This window comes from Calothrix sp. NIES-2098 (assembly GCF_963875125.1).
GTDB lineage: Bacteria > Cyanobacteriota > Cyanobacteriia > Cyanobacteriales > Nostocaceae > Aulosira.
Genome location: NZ_CAWNKJ010000001.1, coordinates 492,942 through 516,970, shown reverse-complemented (window position 1 = coordinate 516,970; position 24,029 = coordinate 492,942). Strand labels below are relative to the sequence as shown.

21 protein-coding genes are annotated in these 24,029 nt (G+C 40.2%); 15 read left to right on the top strand and 6 right to left on the bottom strand.

The annotated features are described in order from the left end of the window. Positions 1-160: 160 nt before the first annotated feature. The 3 genes from AACU33_RS01995 to AACU33_RS01985 all read left to right on the top strand — a co-directional run bounded on the left by AACU33_RS01995 (position 161) and on the right by AACU33_RS01985 (position 3,302). Entirely contained in the window at positions 161-1,015 is an 855-nt protein-coding gene (locus tag AACU33_RS01995) for an RnfABCDGE type electron transport complex subunit D (protein ID WP_096586801.1), read from the top strand. 34 nt (positions 1,016-1,049) lie between these two features. Then, on the top strand, positions 1,050-2,426 hold the full coding sequence (locus AACU33_RS01990) for a DUF2330 domain-containing protein (protein ID WP_096586800.1): 1,377 nt from the start codon (positions 1,050-1,052) through the stop codon (positions 2,424-2,426). A 225-nt stretch (positions 2,427-2,651) separates the two neighbouring features. Beyond that, positions 2,652-3,302, top strand: a complete 651-nt coding sequence (locus AACU33_RS01985) for a hypothetical protein (protein WP_096586799.1) — start codon at positions 2,652-2,654, stop codon at positions 3,300-3,302. Between the two features lie 208 nt (positions 3,303-3,510). Here the strand turns inward: AACU33_RS01985 and AACU33_RS01980 are convergent, their stop codons facing one another. Together AACU33_RS01980 and AACU33_RS01975 are read right to left on the bottom strand one after the other, a co-directional pair. Continuing rightward, the gene (locus AACU33_RS01980; protein WP_096586464.1) at positions 3,511-4,524 is read right to left on the bottom strand and encodes an IS701 family transposase; all 1,014 of its coding nucleotides are present in this window, start codon (positions 4,522-4,524) and stop codon (positions 3,511-3,513) included. A gap of 352 nt (positions 4,525-4,876) precedes the next feature. Then, complete coding sequence (locus AACU33_RS01975; RefSeq protein ID WP_096586798.1) at positions 4,877-5,368, bottom strand: orange carotenoid protein N-terminal domain-containing protein; 492 nt, start codon at positions 5,366-5,368, stop codon at positions 4,877-4,879. A gap of 443 nt (positions 5,369-5,811) precedes the next feature. On the opposite strand from AACU33_RS01975, the gene AACU33_RS01970 reads away from it, so the two are divergent. The 3 genes from AACU33_RS01970 to AACU33_RS01960 all read left to right on the top strand — a co-directional run bounded on the left by AACU33_RS01970 (position 5,812) and on the right by AACU33_RS01960 (position 9,008). After that, complete coding sequence (locus AACU33_RS01970) at positions 5,812-7,356, top strand: FAD-dependent oxidoreductase (RefSeq protein ID WP_096586797.1); 1,545 nt, start codon at positions 5,812-5,814, stop codon at positions 7,354-7,356. 122 nt (positions 7,357-7,478) lie between these two features. Further along, positions 7,479-8,183, top strand: a complete 705-nt coding sequence (locus AACU33_RS01965) for an actin-binding WH2 domain-containing protein (protein ID WP_096586796.1) — start codon at positions 7,479-7,481, stop codon at positions 8,181-8,183. A 117-nt stretch (positions 8,184-8,300) separates the two neighbouring features. Continuing rightward, on the top strand, positions 8,301-9,008 hold the full coding sequence (locus AACU33_RS01960) for an actin-binding WH2 domain-containing protein (RefSeq protein WP_096586795.1): 708 nt from the start codon (positions 8,301-8,303) through the stop codon (positions 9,006-9,008). Positions 9,009-9,330: 322 nt separating this feature from the next. On the opposite strand, the gene AACU33_RS01955 is transcribed toward AACU33_RS01960, so the two are convergent. After that, entirely contained in the window at positions 9,331-10,266 is a 936-nt protein-coding gene (locus tag AACU33_RS01955; protein ID WP_096586794.1) for a putative 2-dehydropantoate 2-reductase, read from the bottom strand. Positions 10,267-10,412: 146 nt separating this feature from the next. On the opposite strand from AACU33_RS01955, the gene AACU33_RS01950 reads away from it, so the two are divergent. From AACU33_RS01950 to AACU33_RS01935, 4 genes are all read left to right on the top strand, one after another. Then, on the top strand, positions 10,413-10,814 hold the full coding sequence (locus AACU33_RS01950; protein ID WP_096586793.1) for a fasciclin domain-containing protein: 402 nt from the start codon (positions 10,413-10,415) through the stop codon (positions 10,812-10,814). A 176-nt stretch (positions 10,815-10,990) separates the two neighbouring features. Next, positions 10,991-11,326, top strand: a complete 336-nt coding sequence (locus AACU33_RS01945) for a hypothetical protein (RefSeq protein ID WP_096586792.1) — start codon at positions 10,991-10,993, stop codon at positions 11,324-11,326. Between the two features lie 132 nt (positions 11,327-11,458). Then, positions 11,459-12,712, top strand: coding sequence for an exonuclease subunit SbcD (gene sbcD, locus AACU33_RS01940; RefSeq protein WP_096586791.1), 1,254 nt, complete (start codon positions 11,459-11,461; stop codon positions 12,710-12,712). Positions 12,713-12,951: 239 nt separating this feature from the next. After that, positions 12,952-14,790 carry an amino acid permease gene (locus AACU33_RS01935; RefSeq protein WP_096595091.1) on the top strand — a complete coding sequence of 613 codons (1,839 nt, stop codon included), beginning with the start codon at positions 12,952-12,954 and terminating at the stop codon, positions 14,788-14,790. Between the two features lie 220 nt (positions 14,791-15,010). Here the strand turns inward: AACU33_RS01935 and AACU33_RS01930 are convergent, their stop codons facing one another. After that, on the bottom strand, positions 15,011-18,541 hold the full coding sequence (locus tag AACU33_RS01930; RefSeq protein ID WP_096586790.1) for a GAF domain-containing sensor histidine kinase: 3,531 nt from the start codon (positions 18,539-18,541) through the stop codon (positions 15,011-15,013). A 328-nt stretch (positions 18,542-18,869) separates the two neighbouring features. Between AACU33_RS01930 and AACU33_RS01925 the strand changes: the two genes are divergently transcribed. Both AACU33_RS01925 and AACU33_RS01920 read left to right on the top strand, forming a co-directional pair. Next, positions 18,870-19,295: a hypothetical protein gene (locus tag AACU33_RS01925; protein ID WP_096586789.1), complete on the top strand. Its 426-nt coding sequence runs from the start codon at positions 18,870-18,872 to the stop codon at positions 19,293-19,295. Positions 19,296-19,381: 86 nt separating this feature from the next. Then, positions 19,382-21,523 (top strand): single-stranded-DNA-specific exonuclease RecJ, encoded by a 2,142-nt coding sequence (locus tag AACU33_RS01920; RefSeq protein WP_096586788.1) that lies wholly within the window; start codon positions 19,382-19,384, stop codon positions 21,521-21,523. A gap of 121 nt (positions 21,524-21,644) precedes the next feature. Here AACU33_RS01920 and psb30 read toward each other — a convergent pair whose 3' ends face one another. Then, positions 21,645-21,767: a photosystem II reaction center protein Ycf12/Psb30 gene (gene psb30, locus AACU33_RS01915; protein ID WP_096586787.1), complete on the bottom strand. Its 123-nt coding sequence runs from the start codon at positions 21,765-21,767 to the stop codon at positions 21,645-21,647. 245 nt (positions 21,768-22,012) lie between these two features. Between psb30 and AACU33_RS01910 the strand changes: the two genes are divergently transcribed. From AACU33_RS01910 to AACU33_RS01900, 3 genes are all read left to right on the top strand, one after another. Further along, entirely contained in the window at positions 22,013-22,363 is a 351-nt protein-coding gene (locus AACU33_RS01910) for a YkgJ family cysteine cluster protein (protein WP_096586786.1), read from the top strand. Positions 22,364-22,472: 109 nt separating this feature from the next. After that, positions 22,473-22,904 (top strand): TMEM165/GDT1 family protein, encoded by a 432-nt coding sequence (locus AACU33_RS01905; protein ID WP_096586785.1) that lies wholly within the window; start codon positions 22,473-22,475, stop codon positions 22,902-22,904. A gap of 47 nt (positions 22,905-22,951) precedes the next feature. Beyond that, positions 22,952-23,239: a TMEM165/GDT1 family protein gene (locus AACU33_RS01900; protein ID WP_096586784.1), complete on the top strand. Its 288-nt coding sequence runs from the start codon at positions 22,952-22,954 to the stop codon at positions 23,237-23,239. Between the two features lie 76 nt (positions 23,240-23,315). Here the strand turns inward: AACU33_RS01900 and AACU33_RS01895 are convergent, their stop codons facing one another. Next, on the bottom strand, positions 23,316-23,807 hold the full coding sequence (locus AACU33_RS01895; RefSeq protein WP_096586783.1) for a DUF4149 domain-containing protein: 492 nt from the start codon (positions 23,805-23,807) through the stop codon (positions 23,316-23,318). Positions 23,808-24,029 lie beyond the last annotated feature (222 nt).

Here is a 24,029-nt window from a genome sequence, read left to right as displayed (position 1 = left end):
TTGTACAGAGGAAGCAACAACTCGATTTGAGTGTCTGATTTGTTACAAACCTTTTGCAATAGGATTCTATTTGTAACAAAAACTGTAACAACGAGGTATTTCAGCATTTATCCGTCTAAATTGATGTAAAAACTCCGAGTAATCCCTGAGTAGACGGGTAATGTTACTTAATGATATCCGAGATTATCAAATTCTCTTTCTTTCCTTGTTCCTATTTTTGGGAATTGGCACAAGGGACTGGACGCTGCGACCGGAGTTGATAGGGGTGACGATCGCCACCTGTTTATTAACGCAATGGATTTTGTCATCAGTAATTAGCCAAGAACAAAAGCTCAATATTCGTAGTGCCCTAATTACCTCATTGGGACTCAGCTTACTGTTGCGGGCCGATCATTGGACAACAATGGTTTTAGCAGCAGTAAGTGCGATCGCTAGCAAATTTCTCTTTCAAGTCGGTAATAAGCATTTCTTTAATCCAGCGAATTTTGGCATCATTACTGCCTTACTACTCACCTCTGATGCTTGGGTTTCACCAGGACAGTGGGGAGAGGATTGGTGGTATGGGCTATTGTTTGTCGGGACTGGTGGCACGATCGTGCAGCGAATTGGTCGCTGGGATACTACAGCTGCCTTCTTGGGTTCCTACGCACTGCTAGAGGCGATTCGTAATGTGTGGCTGGGATGGACTTGGGATGTTTATTGGCATCGTTTGATGAGTGGCTCTTTGTTGTTATTTGCCCTATTCATGGTGACAGATCCGCGGTCAATTCCCAATGCCAGAATTGGGCGGATAGTCTGGGCAGTCTGCATTGCCATATTCACTTTTATACTGCGGAATTATTTCTTTATTTCCAGCGCAGTTTTTTGGGCACTGTTTATCCTCGCACCGTTGACCATTCTATTCGATGCTTTTTGGTCAGCCCCAAAATATTCTTGGTTTAGTAAAGATGGGAACACTAGTGATACTGATAATTCCCCAGTATCCAGTTCCCCGCCGTTAATTCCTAGTCCCTAAATTTGGGAAATACTGAACACAATCGAGAAATAAAATGAAACCTTTAAGATTTTTCCTATCTGTAGCGATCGCATTAATAGCTGTGCTATGTTTTGCTCCTACAGCCTGGGCATTCTGTGGATTTTACGTTTCTAAAGCTGATAGCAAGCTGTATAACAAAGCTTCTCAGGTCATTATTGCGCGGGATGGCGATCGCACTGTCTTGACAATGGCTAACGATTTTCAAGGCGAAGTCAAAGATTTTGCGATCGTTGTACCCGTACCCACAGTACTGCAAAAAGAGCAAGTTCATGTTGCTGAACCTAAGATTATCGAGCGTCTTGATGCTTTTAGCGCACCGCGACTAGTAGAATATTTCGACTCCGATCCCTGCGCTCGGGTTTACGAAGGTAATATGCCAGCATCAGCAGCTAGAGGCGCAGCCAGAGATGAGTTGAACAGCCAAAAAGTTGGTAATCGTTTAGGTGTAACTGTCGAAGCGCGTTTCAATGTTGGCGAGTACGATATCGTAATTTTGAGTGCTAAAGAATCTGGCGGATTGGAAACCTGGCTGAATCGCAATGGCTACAAAATTCCTAAAGGAGCAAAAGATTTACTTCAGCCTTATATCCGTTCTTCGATGAAATTCTTTGTTGCTAAAGTCAACCTAGAAAAATTTGAGAACTCTGGCTATCAATTACTTCGTCCGTTACAAATTTCCTACAAATCGCCTAGGTTCATGTTGCCAATTCGCCTAGGCATGATCAACGCTGCCAGCGAGCAGGATGTGATTGTTTATATCCTATCGCCAAAAGGACAGGCAGAAACTACCAACTACCGGACGGTAAAAGTTCCTTCTGATGCCAATATTCCGCTGTTTGTCAAAGATGAATTTGGCGAATTCTATAAGTCTATGTTCCAAACTTCCTATAATAAGGAAGACCGGAAAGTTACTTTCTTAGAATATGCTTGGGATATGAGTAGTTGCGATCCTTGTTCTGCTGAACCCTTATCTCAAGAGGAACTCAAGCAAGCAGGTGTATTTTGGCTGGATAGTGATTCTACTAATGGTGTTCCAGCACCCAGTAATTTCCGTCGTCCTCCTGTATCTAATAGTAGTGTCTTCATTAGTCGTTTGCATATCCGTTATACCCGCAACAAATTTCCTGAAGATCCGATGTTCCAAGAGACTGCCAATCGCGAATCTTTTCAAGGTCGTTACATTTTGCAACATCCATTTTCTGGCGACCTTAATTGTTCTGCGGGGCGAGAATATAAGCAATCCTTGCCTAGACGTTTTGAACAAGAAGCACAAACTCTAGCCAAGCTCACCAACTGGAATATTCAAGATATTCGTCGCAAGATGAAGTTGACTGTTGGCGATATCACACCTTCTTGGTGGCAAAGTTTCTTTTCTTGGCTGGGATTATAGACAGATCGCACTCAGTTGATGTGCCTTGAGTTTGTATAATCCGTTGCTTCAGCAAGACGTGGGGATAGTTTATCTAACAAGCTCTCCGCGTCTTTTTTAGTACTTTAGCTAAAGTTATCCACATAGCTTATAAGGCGGAAGAATTAATATCACGACAAAGGGTAATTCTTTAGTACATTGTTATACGCAATACTATGATATCCCTGCTGCTTAACCCAGATTGCTATGGTTGAATTGGATGAACAGCTACGCCATTTAGTGGCACAAGCCTGTAAAAACCCACCCGGAAGTCCTCAGCGTCAGAAACTGCTGACGCAAATCATTCGTTTGACTGCAAGTAGACTCTGGAAGGAAACTACTTCTTATTATCAAGATGCGCTCCAACAAACTTGGTTATATTTTTGTCGCAATATTTGTGAAGCTAACACAGGTCAAGCCTACGATCCTAGTTATGGAAGCGTTATAACTTGGCTGAATGCCTATTTAAAACGGCGACTTCAAGATTTTTACCTCAACCAGCAGCGAGAACAAGTTATTAAAGTCCCTTTGAAGGTACACCAATCTGGTTCGGGCGATAATATTAACACTATTGACCCTGTAGAGAACCTAGCTGCTACTCCAGAAGCTCCACCAATTTTGGAAAACGTGAGAATGTGGGCAGAAGCTGATACTAACGGAGAACTACGGGATAATTACATTAAAGGGCGTCCAGATGTCAATTGTCAGGTGTTAATTTTGAGACGCTTACCTCCAGAAGCTAGTTGGAAGGAACTGTCTGAGGAATTTGGATTATCTATACCTACTTTAAGCAGTTTTTATCAGCGTCAGTGTTTAACACGCTTACGTAAATTTGCAGAAGTTGAGGGGTATTTATAAGGTTCAGCCGATTAATATTGATAATGCCATCTTCTACACCATGCTCTTGTCGGGTGACATCCGCAATAACAGCACAAGTGCGTAGCGTATGTAGGAATCTCAAGTTAGCTTTCTCTAATGCTTTTTGTTTGCTATGAATATCTATTAGGACTTACGCAATTGGCACAAATAGCAGGCAGGGCAAAGCCCTGACACGCGACAATATAAATCAAACCAAGCACATAAAAATACTTGGGCGCTTCAGTTGCTGAATTAAATAATTAGAAAGCAAGTTATGCTTGATTTGATAGATAGTTTTGCCAGTTCTATAGGCTAAATTCTTTAACCTAACCCAAACCAACATTGCACAAGCAATATGATTTCTTTGGAGTCTAGCTTTCCGACACTGGCAAGATTCAATGCCAGTTAGTTGTTTAATTTCCCTGTGAAACTCCTCTATTTTCCAACGAATTTTACACACCTGTTGTACAACATCCGTGGAACTTTGAGATAAATCGTTAGTGGCGACATAATCCGTTCTGTTGGTAGAAACAGTAACCCGGAATAGTTTCACTTTTTTATTAGCTGGGAATCCTTTAATTTTTATGATTTTACCACAGTCTAATTCTTCTTGGTTCCATTCTAATAATTCAATCCGTTTATATTTTTCTTGACCAAATGTATCATCAACTAAACGATTATTTTTTAAAGGGCAATAATAAATTTTGTCTAAGCTATCAATATATAGCATTAAACTGTGTACCGCATACCATGTATCCATCAAAACAGTATCAAATGGTAAAAGCTTATGATACACAAGGTTTTGGAGCATATCTTTCACATGGTCTATCTTGGTTTTCCCATCGACATCAGGATTAAAAATTCGATAATCTATGACCCAAAATCTTTGAAGTGTAGGGTTGACATACACGCAGCTAACTACACCAATGCCTTTCAGGACACCATGCTCATTACCACTATATTGTCTTCTGACTATTTCTATTTCTTCAGAATACTTTTTATCTAAAACGCTATCATCAAATATGATGTAACCATTTTCATCAGACTCAACGACCTCTTTCACGTTATCCCATAGTAAACGAGGTGTTAATTTTTCGGTTTTCAAATAATAGTTAATTGCGTCATGACTAATACTCTCTAAATGCTCTGCCAAATTGGTAATTGTATAATTAATTTGACTACTTAATAAATATTGGCAGTAATTAAGCTTAGTAAATCTCATTACCCTTAGCGAAATTTATCTAATATAACCTCTACCTATTTTCTCACGAATATTTCGATAGTACTTCCAAGACAGCGACTTCTATTACGAAGGCAAAGCTTTCAAAATCAGATTTAATTAATACCTATGTACTATGAACTAACGATCGCATTGTGCCAGTTGCGTAAGTCCTGTCTATGTGAAGATGCGATCGCCATTAATTTTTATATAATTCATGCTCAGAATTTGAAGCGAAATAGAATGTACTATTCTTTGTTGCTTGTAATAGATATAAATTAAGCTTCCTATAGTTCATCAACCATAGGAAGCCACCTTTTAGTTAAATACTAAAACAGACGCAAAAGTTCAGAATTTAAATTTCTGCACCTGGTTTTGGTTCAGCACCCATTGGTGCAACATAATCGCGGAAAAGAGTAATTTGCTGCTCAAAAGCTAATCCTCTAATTCTATTTAAGAGAGCTTGAGATTGTGAGGGTAGTTGATAATCAGGAGGTACGGGAATAATAGTACCGTTATCCATACCTTGAGATAAGCGATACCAAAATAGTAACTTAGTAGTCTCCCCTAAAGAACAATATTCACGGGAAATCTGAGTATCAACTTTGTTAATTAAATCGCGCTGAACTTGCAGTTGTTCTTCGTGAGATAATTCTTTAACTTGATTGAACAAGCCTTCAGCAATTTCTGGTGAAACAGTGCTAGCACCGGGAGCCGCTGGTGTAATTGAGCCGCCCATTTCTTTGTAGATGAACCAGAACAAAGCGAGTTGTTGATCCACATCCAATTGTTGCCAAGCTTGAACATGTTCGCGAATAGTTGGATCGCCAGTTTGGGTGTATGTCATTACAAACTCCGCTTATAAATCTTCAATTTCTCAAACAAAGCTAACAAAGTTATATTTGCGATTTAACCCTACTGAAGACATAAGTATCGAAATCAAAGATAGCAATATTGATAATTGTACAGAAATATAGAATTAATACGGATTACACTTGATTAACTCTAATTTTTAGGATTAAATTTGGCAACCAAAAGTATCAGAGAAAATTTAATTTTTAACTATACTGAAGGTAGATGTAGAGTAAGCCAGGAGACAAAATTAACTGGCAATTTTTGGGAAGCATTTACAAAAAATATCTCCGCCTAGCGCTCAGGATGAACGCTACCGAAGGCTAATTGGAGATTGCAAATATATCGCTGGATAGGTTAACTAGATTAGTGCATTTAGCCTCTATGCTGAGAGTGGTCTAGCCTATTCAGCACAAAAATTAGAGGAGATTATTGAATATGAGCATCACCGAAGATATTCTCTCCCAACTCCCAGGCGATGTGATGGAAAGCCTACGCCGTAGCGATCGCATTTTAACATCGCTGAGGTCAGATCGCGCACCGATCCCCACGGTAGTCAAAGAGAACGAGCAACTTTTAGACACTGTAGACTGGGATGTAATTGTTTGCGGTGGGACTTTAGGGATTTTAATTGGTTGCGCTTTAGCTGTACAGGGAGTCAAAGTAGGGTTGATTGAGCGAGGAATTCTCCAGGGAAGAGAGCAAGAGTGGAATATTTCTCGCAAAGAGTTAGAAGTGTTTCTGGAATTGAATTTACTGACGAATGAAGAATTAGAGCAAGCGATCGCTACAGAATATAATCCAGCTAGAGTCGGCTTTCATGGTGGTACAGAAGTTTGGGTAGAGGATGTTCTCAACATTGGCGTAAATCCTGTTTATCTTTTGGCTACATTGAAAACAAAATTTTTAGCTGCTGGGGGGAAGTTGTGGGAAAACACACCCTTAACGGAAGCTGTAGTACATCCTAATGGGGTAACGGTAAATAGCCAACTCAAAACTAGGTTATTAATCGATGCAATGGGACATCTTTCTCCGATTGCACAACAAGCGCGTCAAGGACAAAAACCTGATGCGTTGTGCTTAGTTGTGGGAAGTTGTGCGCAAGGTTTTCCGGAGAATCGATCTGGTGACTTGTTGTTATCATTTACATCCTTGCACAATCAATGCCAATACTTCTGGGAAGCTTTTCCAGCTAAAGATGGCAGAACTACCTACTTGTTTACCTACATGGATGCACACCCACAACGTTTAGGTTTAGAAGCTCTGTTTGAAGAATATCTGCGCCTTCTACCACAATATCAGGGTGTGGAATTGAGTCAGTTAAAGTTTCAACGGGCACTGTTTGGCTTCTTTCCTACTTATCGCCAAAGTCCCCTCAAAACCCCTTGGAATCGGATTTTGCCAGTGGGAGATAGTAGCGGTAGTCAATCACCTTTAAGTTTTGGTGGTTTTGGCGCTATGGTGCGTCACTTGAAGCGTTTAACTTTTGGTATTCAAGAAGCGCTGCAAACCGAACAATTATCTGCAAAAGCGCTAGCTTTGCTGCAACCTTATCAGCCAAGTTTGGCTGTTACTTGGTTGTTTCAAAAAGCGATGAGTGTTGGCGTGAATCAAAATATTCCTCCAGATCGAATTAACCAACTGCTTTCTATAGTTTTTCAAGAAATGCAAAAGCTGGGTACACCTGTACTCAAGCCGTTTTTGCAAGATGTAGTGCAGTTTTCAGCACTGACGCAAACACTACTGAAAACTGCTTTGGCAAATCCTGGATTAGTTGCCAAAATAATTCCCCAAGTAGGTTTATTGAATTTATTGGATTGGGTGCTACATTACAGTAATTTAGGTGTTTATACTGCCTTATTTTGGCTGAGTCCAATGCTAGAAACATTGATTAAATACCTGCCAATTCAACAACAATATTATTGGCATCGCTTGGTTGATGGCTGGAAGTTTGGTTCTGGTAGCGATTATGCAGATGGATAATTTATTCAGAAAAGTCAAAAGTCAATGGTTAATGGTCAAAAGCTTTTAGATTATGGACTTTTGATACCCCAAATTAAAGGGATTTAATTTCATTCCGATGAAAAAAGTGTGTGAGGATTAAAATGATTGAACGACAATCTTCTGGGATAAAATACTTTACAGTACTAATTGGCTTGCTGCGCGATCGCCAAATTTTTTTAGAAGAAATTACTCAAAGTGTACGACTACCAAGTAAAATCATTTCGCTTTTAGTTTGCAGTTCTCTATTTCTGGCTATCTATGGCGGTATTATTGGCGCATATCATAGCTGGATGCAAGCTGTATCTTCTGCAATTAAACTCCCAGCACTCTATCTAATTACGCTCATCATTTGCTTACCTACGTTGTACTTTTCTAATATTATTTTTGGTTCTAAACGTAGTTTTGGGCAGCATTTCGCACTAGTACTCACTGCGGTTTCGGTAACTAGCGTACTGTTATTTAGTTTTGCACCTATTACACTATTCTTTTTAATTACCACTAATAATTACCAATTTTTAATTTTGCTGAATGTTCTGATATTTTCTTTTACGGGATTTATTGGGATTTCTTCTTTATACCAAGCTACGAGCGTGGTATTAGAGCAAGATAATGAAGGTAGCAGTACGCGCCGCAAAATTATACTATCGTGGCTATTTCTTTATGCTTTCGTAGGTAGCCAGTTAGGATGGACTCTCAGACCTTTTTTTGGCACACCTGGTTCTGTGTTTCAGCTATTTAGAGATAGAGAAGGCAGTTTTTATTTAAGCATTCTGCAATCTATCGGTCATCTTTTAGGAATTCGTTAATCAGTTATTAATGATAGCTATACGATTTAGGAAATTTTCGTGAAGCTGTCATTTTTTATTAGGCATTAGTAGTTAATTTGCTTATACTGCATTTAATAATTTACATATCACACCACTATGTTAGAAAAGCCATCTTACAAAAATAAACAATTTGGAATTTTAATTAGTTTGCTACGCGATCGCCAGGGTTTTTTAGAAGAAATTAGCCAAGGGATAAGATTACAAAGTAAAATTAGTGCTTTGTTTGTTTCAAGTTCTATTTGTTTTGCCATATATGGTGCAATTATTGGTGCATCTCATAGTTGGGCACAGGCATTAGCTGGGGCTATCAAACTCCCGGCATTTTATTTATTAACACTAATAATTTGTTTTCCGACTCTATTCTTTTTTAATGTTTTATTTGGTTCTCGCAGCAGCTTAAAACAGCATTTTGTGGTATTGCTCACAGCAGTATCAGTAATTAGCGTGCTTTTATTCAGCTTGGCACCAGTAACGCTATTTTTTATGATTACTGCTCCCAATTCTTACCAATTTTTTAAACTATTAAATGTATTGATCTTTGGAATCACAGGAATATTTGGAATTAAATTTCTGTATGAAGGAATGCAATTACTTTCTAAACAAGACGATGTAGGTAAGAAAACTCGCACTACTATTTTAAGATCCTGGTTATTTTTATATGCTTTTGTGGGCGTGCAATTAGGATGGTTTTTACGCCCGTTTTTTGGTGCTCCTAGTTCTAAATTTGAGTTGTTCCGAGCAGTGAGTGGCAATTTTTATCTTGATATTGTTGCAGCAATATCTGAAATTTTAGGATTCCGTTAATTAAATTATAGATTTTATTCGCTTGTGTTTAATTACAATAGCGATAATTCTTGAATCTTGGCATTAGAAAAAGTGCAGAGTGGATAAAAATTAAGGGCTTCCCCTATCCACTCTGCTTTTTATATGCAAACACTTTAACTGCTGGTATACATAGCTAATATGCAGTCAATTGACATATGCTGCTTGTGTTTTGGGTAAGGGATTGGCAAAATCCGAAATGGCAATTGGGTACTCCAAAATAGTAATTGAGTACTCCAAAATAGCAATTGATGACTCCCGGAAAGCAACTTTAAAGCGTTGGTGACTAATCCCTTAATGTTGTCTATCTGTTTCTTGTATCCAAAAACTTGATCTGCTGGTATATACAGCGAATCTGCGGTAAATTCACGCCTGCTGCTTGCGCTTTGCGTAACGGATTGCCAAAAATTGCTTCTACTTCTAAAGGACGCCGTTCATCATAGTCAATTTTCATGCTAGTACGGTAAGGCTTCATCTTCACGGTATAATCGAGCATCATCTGAATGAAGCTATCGGGAATAATGCGATCGCAACTTTTCGCCCCCGCTGCAACTTCATACATCAACTGTTCAGCTAAGTTGCGAGTATGTTCGTACGCCATTAATTCATCTGTTCTGGCGTTAAGAACTACAGATAAGCCATTATAGGGGATGTTCCATACGAGTTTTTTCCATCGCCCTAATAGTAAGTCTTCAGTTAATTCTATCGAAATCCCCGCATTCATAAAGTCATCGGCTATTTGCCGCATCTTCTCCGTAATCCCAGCAGGATTGTAGCCAGTGACATACTCTCCTAAGGTAATTTGTCCATAGTCGAGGTGGCGGATATGTCCTTGTCCGACTTTATTGGAACAGAGAAAACACAAACCACCAATAATGCTGACACGATCGACTATTTTGGCTACTTCTTCTTCCACCGCTAGTCCATTCTGCAAAACTAAGACTACGCCATCATCTTTGACGACGGGTGGTAACATCTGCGGTAATAAATGATTTTGTGTCGTCTTCAATGCCACCACTACCACATCGCATTGTGGCATTTTCTCTACATCATTGTAGGCATTGACTTGGGTCAAGGCGAAATCGCCGTCTTTTGACTCAATCACCAAACCAGATTTACTGACATATTCATAGTCACTCCTCAGCAAAAAGTGGACATCTAAACCAGCTTTTTGCAGTTTGGCACCATAAAACCCACCTAATGCACCAGTTCCTAGAATGGCGTAACGACGCTCGGACATTTTGCTAACACAGAGATTTTTCTATGACAATCATAAGGCGAGTATGTTGTATACATACAGCCCTGTTTCAAGCTAAATTTATGTAATAAAACTTAAAAAGGAGTTACTATCCTTTAAGTTATGATACACAATTTTAGGTGAAATATATGGCGGATATTGTTGATATTGCAGTTGGTGCTGACTCTTTTAAAACTTTAGTAACAGCTGTTCAAGCTGCTGGTTTAGTAGAGACATTAAAGAGTCCGGGGCCGTTTACTGTCTTTGCACCAAATGATGATGCTTTTGCCAAGTTACCACCAGGAACTATACAAACTCTGGTGCAAAATATTCCCCAACTAACGCGCATTTTAAAATACCATGTGGTTCCCGGAAAGCTTTTCCAGGCTGATTTAGCGAAACTTGGTACAGTTACTTCTGTGGAAGGTTCACCCATAAAAATTGATTGCTCTGATGGATTTGAAGTTAAAAATGCCACAGTTTTAGCAGCAGATATCGAAGCAGATAACGGTGTAATTCACGTGATCGATACAGTGATTTTAATGGGTTAATTTGGCTATGGTGGGTAATGCCCACCATGCTAATTATTGAAATTTTTAATTGTATAAATTTGTTTAAATTATGTTACATAGTTAAGTTTTGCACTTTAATAGGGTGCTAACTTAGTTCAATTATTTTTAAATATATTAAATTTGTTAGTATATGCGTACATTATCCCAACACATTGATGCTCGATTTCCACACATTAGCTGAGTTCTCCCGTGCCAACTGCGTGAGCATTTGTGCATTTCTTGTACCTGCCAATTTACTGAGCGCGCTACTAACAATTATCCTGACGGTATTACATCGCCCATCACATCAAGTATGGCAAGCTGCTGGATTTGCTAGTATTTTCGCTTTGGTCATGATAATGCACGTATATAGTTGGTTTGCCGTAGGCGTGGTGATGGCTCCAACTTATATCTTGCTATGGCTAGCAATTACTTGCTTGTTAATTAATCTGGGAGCAATTATTTGGCAAAGACGCTTCGCTCATACCCCCAGCCTCTCCAACAACGCATGATGTCATAACCTGCAAAGAAATCTTTCATTTCTAAAATAGCGATCGCCGATTATTTTATCTGTAATATTTAATCTGCGATCGCTAGTCATTAGTATTAAAACAAATGACTAATGACTAAGGACTAATAACTATATGATTAAAATCCTCCATCTTTCCGATATCCACATGGGTAGCGGTTTCTCCCACGGACGCATCAATCCAGCCACAGGATTAAACACGCGATTGGAGGATTTTGTCAATACATTATCTCTATGTATTGACCGCGCGATCGCAGATGAAGTGGATTTAGTGATATTTGGCGGTGATGCTTTTCCTGATGCGACACCACCGCCTTACGTACAAGAAGCTTTTGCTAGTCAATTTCGCCGTCTTGTAGATGGCAATATCCCTACAGTATTGTTAGTAGGCAATCACGACCAACATTCCCAAGGATTAGGGGGTGCGAGTTTATGTATTTACCGCACGTTAGGTGTGCGGGGGTTTGTTGTTGGGGATACAGTCACCACCCACCGCATCCAAACTCGTAACGGTAAAGTTCAAGTGGTTACTCTTCCTTGGCTAACCCGTTCTACGTTGATGACTCGCCAAGAAACGGAAAGTTTGTCACTAGCGGAAGTTAACCAACTATTAACAGAACGCCTGCAAGTTGTTTTAGAATCAGAAGTTCGCCGTCTCGATCCCGATGTTCCCACTGTACTTTTAGCTCACTTGATGGCTGACAATGCAGCTTTGGGAGCCGAACGCTTTTTAGCTGTAGGTAAAGGCTTTACTCTACCTCTATCTTTGCTGACACGTCCCTGTTTTGATTATGTTGCTTTGGGACACGTCCACCGCCACCAGAATTTAAATAAATCCAACGATCCGCCGGTGATTTATCCCGGAAGCATTGAGCGAGTAGATTTTAGCGAAGAAAAGGAAGACAAAGGTTATGTAATTATTGAACTGGAGAAGGGTAAAGCTAATTGGGAGTTTTGTCCTTTACCCGTGCGGACATTCCGAACAATTGAGGTAGATTTATCCAAAGTAGAAGATCCGCAAGCAGCATTAATGAAAGCGATCGCTAAATACAATATTCAAGATGCTGTAGTTCGGTTAATCTATAAACTGCGCTCCGAACAGTTAGATTTAATTGATAATTCCTCGCTGCATAGTGCTTTAAGTTCCGCACACACCTACACCATTCAACCAGAATTGCTGAGTCAGTTAGCTAGACCTCGCATTCCCGAACTGAGTGCGAGTAGTAGCATTGACCCTATGGAAGCCTTAAAAACTTACTTAAGTAATCGCGAAGATCTCAAAGATATCGCTGGCTCCATGCTAGAAGCTGCACAGAAACTACTTGCAGACGATGTAGAAGTCTGGCTGGAAGGCGCAACTCATGATTAGTAAAATTTAAGGTCAAAGTGTTAGGAATCTGCCAAAATTGCTATATTCCTTGCTCAGTATTTTAGTAGTCCTCTTGCAAAAGGTACTTTTGTCAAAAGTGGAGATAGGGTAAAGGTTAAAAAGAAAAGAAACTTCTTTTACTTTCACCCTTCCCGCTTCTTGTTGAACTAACTTCTGCAAAAAGTTACAGGATGTATTCAATTGAGCGGGAGTACAAACCTTTGTCAGGTGGACTTAGTATGTCCCTCTACCCACAAATCAAAAAATTTTTACTTGGTAAATCCTTACCAACCAGCGCTCATAGTGAAGAGCGATTGAGTAACGCTGCTGCTTTAGCAGTGCTTTCCTCAGATGCGCTTTCCTCTGTGGCTTATGCTACAGAAGAAATCCTGCTGGTTCTAGTCGCAGCGGGAAGTGGTGCTTTGGGTTTGTCTCTACCTATTGCTATAGCGATTATCATCCTACTGGGCATAGTTGTGCTTTCCTATCGGCAAACCATTCGTGCTTATCCTAAAGGCGGTGGTTCCTACATCGTTGCTAGAGAAAACCTGGGTATTTATCCAGGTCTAGTAGCAGGGGGTTCGCTGATGATTGACTATATTTTGACAGTCACAGTCAGTATATCTGCGGGTACAGCCGCCCTAACTTCAGCAATTCCCGCACTGCGACCTTTCACCGTTAGCCTGTGCTTAATTTTCATTTTCTTGTTGATGCTGGCAAATCTCAGAGGTGTGAAGGAATCAGGCAGAATATTTATGATTCCTACCTATGGATTTATTGCCAGTATTTTTGTGCTAATTGGTATTGGTTTATTCAAACATGCTATTGGGGAAGAAGTAGCAGCATATCCTCCAATTCCCGTGCATGAAGGACTGAGTTTGTTTTTCATATTGCGAGCCTTTTCTGCTGGCTGTACAGCACTGACTGGAGTAGAAGCAATATCTGATGGGGTCTTAGCCTTTAAAGAACCAGAGTGGAAAAATGCTCGGATCACATTGATTTATTTGGGCGTGATTCTGGGGCTGATGTTTATTGGCATCACTTATTTATCCAATATGTATCATCTGGTGCCAGAGGAGGGACAAACAGTAGTTTCTCTTTTAGGTAGAGAAATTTTGGGTAATGGCCCGTTCTACTATTTCGTTCAAATTGTTACTCTGTTGGTTTTGTTGTTAGCAGCAAATACCAGCTATGCCGATTTCCCCAGACTTTGCTACTTTTTGGCACGGGATGGCTTTTTACCCAGACAATTAGCGCTGTTAGGCGATCGCTTAGTCTACTCCAATGGTATTATTCTCCTCAGCATTTGTGCCGGAATTTTAGTCATTATCTTTAAAGGACAAGTGAACGCTGTGATTCCGTTATATGCGGTAGGTGTATTCACTTCCTTTACCCTGTCTCAAGCTGGGATGGTGCGCCACTGGTTTCAATCACGAGAATCAAATTGGCGTGCTAGCGCGCTCATGAATGGTTTAGGAGCCATTGCGACAGCTGTTGTACTAGGAGTAATTATTTCAACTAAGTTTCTCTTAGGAGCTTGGTTAGTAGTAGTAGCTATTCCTGTGGTAGTGGCATTATTCATCACCATTCGTCAACACTATGAACACGTAGCCGAACGTTTGAGCGTTCAGGATATGGCACCTCGAAGTTATATCCCTCGGCCTAAACCAACAGTAGTTACCCATCCTGCGGTAGTGGTAGTCGGACAACTAAACCGAGGAACAGTAGAGGCTTTGGACTATGCACGTACCATCGCCGATGAAATTGTGGCAGTTCATGTAGATATAAACGGTTCTACAGACAGAGAAAAACTGCAATCCAAATGGCGACAATTAGAGTCTGATATTCCTTTAGAAATTATCGACTCACCCTATCGCTCTGTGATTGAGCCGATTGTCGATTTTGTCGCTCAGTTTGAGGAGCGTCATCCAGATGTTTTTACCACTATCGTTATTCCTGCTTTTGTAACGCGCAACTGGTGGGAAGGTCTTTTGCACAACCAAACAACTCTGTTCTTAAAAACAGCTTTAAGGGCTAAAAAAAGTCGAGTTGTCTCAACTGTTAGATATTACTTGTAACAGAATTTTCTCATCTGTATTAATAAACCGAGTTTTTTCTGCTTTATAACAGTAAAAACTCGGTTTATTTCATATTTTGGTAAGATTTATACCAATTCAAATAATGTTGAAGTCAAATAACTATTCATCAGGAACATTGTCACCTACCTATCTGTCGAATTTTATTTTCAATCAATTTGATATTCTAGCTGTAGAAATTGCTGGTTATGAGCAATAGTTTTCAGTTTTTATACAAGGGTTTCATCGGAATCTCGATCGCAAACTCTGTTCCCTCTCCTTGTTTTGAGGAACAGCGAATTTGTCCGTGATGTTTTTCCACTATGATTTGATAGCTAATAGATAACCCTAACCCTGTACCTTTACCCAATTCTTTTGTAGTAAAGAAGGGTTCAAAAATATGCGATCGCACTTCTTCGGGAATGCCCAAACCATTATCGGATATTTTAATTAAAATTTGGTTATTAACCATCTGGGTATTAATCCAGATAGTCAAGGGAATTGTGGGGCTGGTTTTCGATGATTGCAAATATTTTTCTTGGAGAATTCTATATTTGTCATCTAATGCATCAACGCTGTTACTTAAGATATTCATGAGCACCTGATTGAGTTGCGCGGGATAGCATTCTACTAAAGGTAGATCGCCATATTCTTTGACAATTTCAATAGCTGGGCGCTCTCGATTATTTTTGAATCGATGACCTAAAATCAGTAAAGTGCTATCCAATCCTTCATGAATGTCTACTGCCTTTAGTTCAGCCTCATCTGTACGAGAGAAATTGCGCAGCGATAGTACAATCTGATGAATTCTCTCTGTTCCTACATTCATCGATTCAATAGTTTTGGGTAAATCTTTGATAATAAAATCTAACTCAGCTTTATTAATTTGTTTTTGAATATCTGGAAATAAAGCGTCATTTTCGCGATAAAGTTTCACTACCTTTAGTAATTCTTGCGTATATTCATTTAAATGAATGAGATTACCAAAGATAAAACTAACAGGATTATTAATTTCATGAGCGACTCCGGCGATTAGTTGTCCTAAACCAGCCATTTTTTCGCCTTGAATTAACCGCGACTGAGTTTGTTTTAATTCTTGTAGAGCTTGTGTAAGTTCTAAAGTTTGACGTTTTGTGCGTTCGAGTAATTCCCCTTGCTGAATAGCAATTCCTAATTGCACGCCAACTTGAGCCAGTAAATTGATTTCCTCATCTTTCCAATAGCGCGGTTGGGAATTTTGATAAGCAACTAATAACCCCCATAATTGTTCGCCTTGGCGGATGGGAACAAAAGTTTCGTTGCGCGGTAGCTCGTTATCGTCGTCTGTACCTTCAAAAGTTTCTAGTAGCATTGGTTGGGCTTGTGCTAAAGGTTTCCAACCATCTTTAAAGGAATCTGCTACAAATTTACCACTCCAATCTGGGTTGAAGCGGTAGATAGCAACTCGCTCAACTTCCAATAACTCTCTAACAGCTTGAGTAGTAGTTTTAAAAATAGTTTTAATGTCGAGTGATTGGCGAATTTTATCAATGGTTGCCGCTAGCAGCTTTTGCCGTTCCATTGCTTTTTCGCGCTCGGTAGCTTCTGCTAACTGAACAGCCTGCATTTGAAATTGCTTTAAATAAGAATCTTGTTTTAATGCAACTCCTAATTGCTCGGCTATTTGGCTCACAAATTCAATTTCTGATGGTTGCCAGTGACGGGGTGCATCGCATTGATGAATACAAAGTAATCCCCAAAGTTCGCCTTTTTTTAATAGAGGTGCGACCATATTGGCACGCACTTGAAATCTTTCTAGGATATGGATATAGCAGGCTTGAAACTTTCCTTGATAAATATCCGCGATCGCATTTACTCGACCTTGAGCGTAAAGGTATGCAAAGCTTTCACTAAAGCAGTGGTCATAAACTTTTTCTGCCATTGCAGAATTCCAGTCAGAATCTACATCTTCATAGACAAATTCTCCTTCCCAGTCTGTTTGCGGATCGAAACGGAAAACCCCCACTCGATTGGCTTTGAGTAGGTGTCTAACTTCAGTGACAGATGTTTGAAAAATTGTGTCTAAATCTAAAGACTCACGAATTCTAGCAATGACACTAGTTAATGTCTTTTGTTGCTCTGTCTGGTATCGTGCTTCAACTAAAAGTTCGTTATGTTGGAGAACCACTCCTAAATTCTCTGCTATTTGGCTGACAAATTCAATCTCAGTAGCTTGCCAATTTCGCGGACTATCGCATTGATGAACGCACAAAAAGCCCCATAAATTCCCGCGTTTCAGTAGAGGCACCACCAGATTTGCCCGCACTTGAAATTTTTCCCAAATCGCAGCATCAGAGATATCTGCAACTGCTTGCAACCTTCCTTTTTGGCTATCGGCTGTCAACTGTTCTTTGAAATCCCGATCGGAGATTTTTGCTGCTATTACTGAGTCCCAGCCAGACGCAACATCTTCAGAAATAAATTCTCCTTCCCAATCTTTTTGAAGGTCGAACTGAAAGACTGCTACTCGGTCAGCTTGTAGCATTTGCCGAACTTCTGTGACTGTAGTTTGAAAAATTTTATCTAAATCGAGAGACTCACGAATGCGAGTAATTACACCAGTTAATGTTTTTTGTTGCTCTGCTTGGTACTTAGCTTGTGCTAACAACTGATGGTGTCGTAATGCGACGCCAATTTGCGTGCCGATTTTTGTTAGCGATTCAATTTCGTAAGATTGCCACTGTCTAGGCGAGGAATTTTGATAGGCTGCAATAATTCCCCACAATTTGTTTCCCTGAAGAATAGGAGCCGTTGCAAAAGCTTTTGCCTGAAATTGCTCCAACAGGTTCACGTGACAGTCTGTTAATCCAGCTTGATAAATGTCATTGGCTGTAAATGTCTGGTTCTCGGCGTAACGTCCCCCTTGATTTTGCTGTAAATAAGTATCAGCAATCGCAGATTGAACGTTAACTAAAGGAGTCCAACCTTCAGCTAGTGATTCAGCGACAAAGTTACCAGTCCAATCGCCATTGAAGCGAAAGATTGCCACTCTGTCCGCTTGCAGTAGCTTACGTATTTCATCAGTCGTCGTGGCAAAGATGCTTTCAATATCCAGGGGTGAGCGAATTTTATCAACAATCTGAGCAATTACGCGATCGCGCTGGGCAGTTTGTGCTAATTGAGCAGCTTGTAATTGAGCTTCATGGAAAAGTTTTGCTTGTTGAATAGCTACTGTTAAATGGTCAGAAATTTGGCGAATAAATTCAATTTCTGATTCTTTCCAGTTACGAGCTTCACTACACTGATGAATGCAAAGCAATCCCCACAGTTCCTTCTCCCTTAATAAAGGAACAATCAGATTAGCGCGTACCTGCATCTTACTCAAAATTTCTACATAAAAATCGCTCAGTTCTGCCTCATAAATATTAGTCACAGCTTGCACTCGACCTTGTTGATACTCAGCAGCAAATTGTTCTTCAAAGTAGCGATCTTTAATTTTAAGTGCTATTACCGAGTCCCAACCATTTGCAACATCCTCACAAACAAATTCTCCTTCCCAGTTATTTTGACGATCGAACTGGAAGATTGCTACTCGGTCAGCATTTAGCAGTTGCAACACAGCTGTAACGGTAGTTTGAAAAATCGTTTCTAAGTCAAGAGACTCCCGAATTCGCAAAATTACGCTTGTCAGAGCTTTTTGTTGCTCTAGTTGTTCTTGCAGTTGATCGCTTGACAATAGAAGCTGATTTTCTGGAGAAGTTGAATTGAGTTCCATTGCTCTTAGTTATGGGAATTTTCTTAAAAAGAGGCTTTCTACCAACTGCTACAGATGAAACACTGCAAAATTTTTCCAGTGTTCAACTTCGAGAAGATAGTTACTTTTATATTTCCCGTTTATTGAGCTATCTTTACAATGGCCGATGTTTTACTTGTATAAGTTATACGCATTAGGGAATAGTTAAAAAAATGTTGCTTCTTCCCCGTTACCTTCTGGAAAATTAGCGATCGCATCATCAAAATTGCATTTTAATTACGGAAAATCTGCTGAGGCTTAATCGGACTTTGGTGGAGTAGTATTTAGCCAAGTACTTATACTGGGTGTTATGTCTAAACTACTGCCAGTCGTCTTAGCCGCCGTTACCGTTCTCATAACATCAACTAATCACCATAGCGCCACACTGGCAGGAACTTGTGCCTCTAAGTGTGGCCCGCGTCCAGTTCAATTTACTCCCGGTCAATCTATCCGATTAGAAGTAGTAAATAGAACATTAGGGATAGTAAAATTAGAGAAACTTCAAGGAACTGACCCGATTCCCCTGCGACCGGGACAAGAATTACAATTTGTCCAAGGCGATGAGACACAACCAAAAATTTCTCTGGTATTTTGGGATGAAATGGGATTGCCACTACAAGCAATTATTTCTAAACCCGACTTTGGTACTTTACGGGTAGAACTCCGTCCTGGTAGACGTAATCCGGGCGATCGCTCTCTCTATATGATGGCTGATGGCCATGTAAACGTTTATTAATAAGTAGAAAAAGTTATCAGTTTAAGCTATTAGTTATGAGTTAGGAAATAAGTTTAAATCAAAAATCCTAACTCATAACTTTTATTGTGCTAGATGTAGTTCGCTCAGAAACCACAAAACCTCGTAGGCGCTTACCAAATCAACGTTGGCAAATTTATCCGCAAAAAGCAGAATTTGCCCAAAAATTGGCTGTAGCGAGTAATATCTCCCCCATTATCAGCCAACTGCTCATTAACCGGGGTATTGAAACCCTAGAAGCAGCACAAGCATTTTTAGAACCAGAATCTTTAATCTTACCTGCGCCATTGGAAGAATTCCCAGATTTGGCAATTAGTGTAGAGTTACTGCAAAATGCGATCGCTTCTGAAGAAAAAATTGCTATTTGCGGTGACTACGATGCTGATGGGATGACTAGCACCGCTTTACTGTTGCGCAGTCTCCGCACTTTAGGGGCTAAAGTTGATTACGCTATCCCCAGCCGGATGCACGATGGTTATGGCATTAATAAACGGATTGTCGAAGAATTCCACAGCGAAGGCGTGGGGTTAATTCTCACTGTCGATAATGGTATCTCGGCAGTTGAACCAATAGCCAGAGCCAGAGAACTAGGTTTAAAGGTCATTGTTACCGACCACCACGACATTCCGCAAATATTGCCAGCAGCGAATGCTATTCTCAACCCCAAACTAATCGCCGAATCTTCTCCTTACCGGGGTGTCGCAGGTGTGGGTGTCGCTTATATTTTGGCGGTGTCTCTAGCACAACAGCTAGGAGAAACTAGAGGCTTAATTCAGCCGATGCTAGCATTATTTACTCTGGGAACGATCGCAGATTTAGCTCCCTTAACTGGCGTCAACCGCCGTTGGGTAAAACGTGGTTTACAACATCTACCCAAGTCCAAATTACCTGGGATACAGGCGTTAATTCAGATAGCTGGAGTACAGGCGAGTGAATCAATTCAAAATTCAAAATTCAAAATTCAAAATTCAGAATTAGAAATTCAAAATTTAGGACTTGACACTAATCCAAAATTCAAAATCCAAAATCCAAAATCTCTAAAGCCGGAGGATATTGGTTTTCGCCTAGGGCCAAGAATTAATGCAATTGGTCGGATTGGCGATCCGCAGATCGTAATCGATCTGTTAACTACAGATGATATGGGAATAGCGCTGGAAAGATCAATGCAATGCGAAAGCGTGAACCAGCAACGCCAGGAAATGTGCGAGCAAATTGAACAAGAAGCGATCGCTTTTGTGGAGACTGAATTTGTTACCTCACTCCAGCAAGACCGAGTATTAGTTGTAGTCCAACCAAACTGGCATCATGGTGTAATTGGAATTGTTGCTTCTCGCTTGGTAGAACGCTACGGTGTCCCAGTGTTTATTGGCACCTATGAAGATGAGACACACATTCGCGGTTCAGCAAGAGGAATTCCTGAATTTAATGTGTTTGAGGCTTTGCAAGCTTGTCACGATTTATTAGGTAAATATGGCGGACACAAAGCCGCAGGGGGATTTTCTTTCCCAGCGCAGAATTTACCAAAAGTGCGATCGCGCCTGATTGAATTTGCTAATCAATGTCTAGAACCCCAACACCTTAAGCCACTACTCAAAATTGATACCCAAGTAAATTTTAGTGAAATCGATCGCCAGCTTTATCAACAGCTAAATGCTTTACATCCTTGCGGTATCGACAACCCCGATCCAGTATTTTGGACGCCTAATGTCCAAGTAGTTGAGCAACAAATAGTTGGCAAAGGACATATCAAACTTACCCTTGCGCAAACTATCGATCGTCAACAGTACAAAATTAAAGCGATCGCTTGGCGTTGGCGCGACTATTTCCCTCTACCGTCGCGAGTCGATGTTGCTTATAAACTGCGAGAAAATACTTTCAACGGCAATACCAGCATTGAGATGGAATTAATAGGCGTGAGACTTCCAACACAGTCTCACCTATTTTTAACTTCTCCACAGCGTCCCTTAAGAACTACCTTTGAGTACAAGCAGCGCCAGTATTCTTGTGGTATCTTTCAACAGGGTTCGCTACCAGAATTAAGAATTAAAAATCCTGAAGGCAAAGTCTTAGTTATGCAACCAGGACATACGATTGGTTTACTGGGCAATAGTCGGGAAAATGCTCAAGAGGTTGATATTTGTCAACCACAATACGACGGCATTATTCAAGCTGCCCTTCAGGCTTTATCAGTGCTGAGTCATGAGTCCTGAGTTTGCAGTTAATAGTATTGAGTTGGGAATTTTACGACGTTCTACAAATCAGCATTATTCACTCAATGAGAAGTTCAGAGCGACAGCTAGCGACGCCCTGAACTTCAGATACTCAGTACTTTTACAGGTTGCCGTTGCGAAATGCCAGCACAAAAATTACAGCAGGGCCAGCAAGTACGATTAAAGCAACGAAGAGTAATTGAAAAATAACTTCCCAATTGATGTTGGCTATAGCTTCAAACATTGTTTCCTCCCAATTGTCTTAAAAAATTCAATAACTGACAGTTACAAAACCCGCAATCGATCATATCCGGCGATGGACTGCTAGATTTAATTTACTTAACAAAATTATAGAAAAAGAAATAAAAATGTAAGATGAGAGGACTGGGCGATGACGGAAATAAGGGAAATGAAGGAACAGAGGAAGAAATACTATTGCCGTCTTACCCAATGCCCCATGCCCAATAACCAATGAAAAACACCTAAATCATGGCAACTTGGCAATGTATTAAGCAATGTGGAGCCTGCTGTAATCTTGACCCAGCAGAGCGTCCAGATATAGAAGAGTATCTTACTCCCGCAGAACTGGAACTTTACCTCAGTATGGTAGGTGAAGGCGGATGGTGCGTGAATTTCGATCAGATTACGCGAGAATGTCGCATTTACCCTAATCGTCCTCGTTTCTGCCGCGTAGAAGCAGAGATATTTCAAGATATGTATGGAATTGAAAAAGAGGAGTTAAACGATTTTGCAATTGACTGCTGTCGCCAACAGATAGAAGGAGTATATGGCGATCGCAGCTTGGAAATGATCCGCTTCAACAAAGCTGTTGGTATTTGAGCCAAATAAAGGTTTTTGAATTAGACAGCAGCAACAGTTGCAATTTATTACAACAATCTGAGAAAATGAGAAGAATATGAAAATACCCTAGTAAGTAAGATTACTGCCTGTGAAACTTGACTCTGCACCCTTGAGCCTTTCTAGCATATCTGAGACTGAAAGCCAGCCAGAACTAGAAGACAGTACCGATATTAACTTAACAACTGCGATCGTTGAGCCGCTTCAGCCTGTAGTAGCCGATAGTCCAAAAAAGCCAGAATCAGTAGCAGTTATTTTTGGTACAACATTCATCACCATATTTCTAGCAGAAATTGGCGATAAAACTCAGCTATCTACCTTATTAATGAGCGCACAATCTCATGCACCGTGGATAGTTTTCATGGGATCTGGGGCTGCACTGATAACTACCAGCTTATTAGGCGTACTTTTAGGAGGTTGGATAGCCAACAGACTCAGCCCCAAAACTGTAGAGAAATCAGCAGGTGTTATGTTACTGCTAATTTCCCTGATGCTGTGTTGGGATGTAGTCATTGGTAATTAGTTATTTCTCCCTCTGCTTTCTTATCTCCCCTAATCTCCTTAAATAATATGGATTGGCATCTTTTAGGACTGAGCTTTATTACAGTATTTCTATCAGAATTAGGTGACAAGAGCCAGTTAGCTGCGATCGCACTTTCTGGCCGCAGTCAATCTCGGCGTGCTGTATTTTTTGGTACTGCGGTTGCTCTATTGTTAACTAGCTTATTGGGAGCATTAGCAGGGGGAGCCGTTGCAGAATTTTTACCCACTCGCTTATTAAAAGCGATCGCGGCTGTAGGATTTGCGATTCTCGCCGCACGCTTGCTATTCTTTAACAATTCTGAATCAACACAGTAAACAATATATAGATATATTCCACAAAAAAGACGCCAAGAAATTCTTAGCGTCTTTATTTTTGCCACAAGATTGGATTTTAAGCTTGCTGTTTCCAGCAACAGTTCAAAAGCGCACCACCTGCTACCAGCTTGATGACTTCTAGTACCCAATAACTACCATGAAGTACATTCATTGTTGCTGGAACAGTAGTCTCTACATCAAATGCATTCAGATGAACTCCGATCGCACTCATCTGTGGAGTTAGAAAATAGGTATCAAGTAAAGCTATAACTAGCAACAGCACAGATAAAACAATACCGTTGCGACGCCAGTTTACTTGGGTTTTACTTAAAGCAAGTACACCAGTTAATACTACAGCAGCAGACAATAATTCCAAACGATTGAAATTCCAAAATATCACATAGCCAACTGTAGAAAAACTCGCTTGAGTCATCATGCCAGAAATGTACATACTAGGCATAATTACCCAATCTAAAAGTAGGCTAGCACTGAGCCAAAAGCCTAGAGTCAATAAGACAGCAGGTCGCCAGAAGGGCTGCTTGAATTGAAGGTTAGAAATAGTATGCATAAGAATAATTGCTGTGTTGTATTCTTAGTTTCGATCTCTAAGCATGACTTTGACAACACTTATCAATTATCCTTTACAAAGCAATTGTGACTGTTGAGTGTAAATACAAAGATTGTGTAGTTTTATTACTAAATTAGTCGTTACAATAACTTGATTTAAAATTAGTTGTGCTGTGGAGCGATCGCTTCTACGTTAATAATCAAAAATGCAATCGGGCAATAG